This window comes from Streptomyces sp. NPDC012935, assembly GCF_042900345.1.
Lineage (GTDB): Bacteria > Actinomycetota > Actinomycetes > Streptomycetales > Streptomycetaceae > Streptomyces.
The window spans coordinates 1-1,074 of record NZ_JBIBBC010000119.1 but is presented as its reverse complement, the minus strand read 5'-3'; the positions used below and the strand labels follow the sequence as shown (position 1 = coordinate 1,074).

The 1,074-nt window shown below is 71.0% G+C and carries 2 protein-coding genes and 1 pseudogene; all 3 read right to left on the bottom strand.

All coding sequences use genetic code 11. From position 1 onward, the window contains the following. Positions 1-184, bottom strand: a pseudogene (locus ACFY5C_RS41995) (RNA polymerase subunit sigma-24); the annotation flags it as partial. Between the two features lie 47 nt (positions 185-231). Then, positions 232-588, bottom strand: a complete 357-nt coding sequence (locus ACFY5C_RS41990) for a YciI family protein (RefSeq protein ID WP_062663982.1) — start codon at positions 586-588, stop codon at positions 232-234. Between the two features lie 110 nt (positions 589-698). Beyond that, positions 699-1,074 (bottom strand): LCP family protein (locus ACFY5C_RS41985; protein WP_389455376.1); only part of this gene is annotated, 376 nt, incomplete at its 5' end.

The window sequence follows — 1,074 nt, the reverse complement described above, 5'->3', positions numbered from 1 at the left end:
GCCGGTCGGGCACGCCGTCGCGCGGCCACCGCTCCAGTGCGGCGACCAGGGCGTCCTGGGCGAGTTCCTCGGCGATGCCGACGTCCCGGACGACCCGGGTGACGGCGGCGACGACACGGGGGAACTCCAGCCGGAACACGGTTTCGAGGGCGGGCAGGGGGTCGTTGGTGCGCGGTGTCTCCACAGCCCAACATCGAACACCCTGCCCGTCCGGCGGCCCAGCGGGCGCGGTCACCCCTCGGCGATCTCCCGCACCTCGCAGGTGACGGTCCAGAACTCCTCGTGCACCTTCAGGAACCGGGTGGTCCACTCGATGGCCTCGGCCCTGTCCTTGCACTGCATGATCGCGTAGCCGCCGACGACCTCCTTGGCCTCGGTGAAGGGCCCGTCGGTGACGGAGATCCGGCCGCCCTCCCAGTGCACGCGGGTGCCCTGTGCGGACGGCAGCAGCCCGGCGGTGTCGAGCATGACGCCCGCCTTGGTGACCTCCTCGATCAGCTCGCCCATGCGCCGCATCAGTTCGGGGCTCGGGCCCTCGGCGGGGGCGGACGCCTCGTCGATCTTCACGAGCGACAGGTATCGGGGCATGGTGACTCCTCGTGCTGCGGTGGCCGGGCCTTTCCCGGCCTCTCACCCCTGCGTCGAACGGCCGGGCGCCGGATCGACACGTCCCGCGGGATTTCCTGAGGAATCTTTTCTCAGCGCAGCGACTTCCACAGTTCGGTCGCCTCCGGCTCGTCCGCCACCACCCGGTTGTGGTTGGCCGGCGCGGGCACCACGGGCATGGTCAGGGTCTTGACGCCGTCCGACGTCAGCCCCCGCAGGCTCTGCCCCAGGCCGGTCAGCTCGCTCAGCGAGTCGAGTCCCGTATCCGTGGTCAGGGCCCCGGTCACCGCGTCGGCGACCCGGTAGAGCCTGGCGGGGTCGGTGAGCAGGTCGGTGCCGGAGATCTGGTCGAGAAGGGCGTTCACCAGCTTCTGCTGGAGTTCGATGCGGCCCAGGTCGCTGCCGTTGCCGATGCCGTGCCGGGTGCGGGCCAGCGCCAGTGCCTGCTTGCCGTTCAGGTGGTGGGTG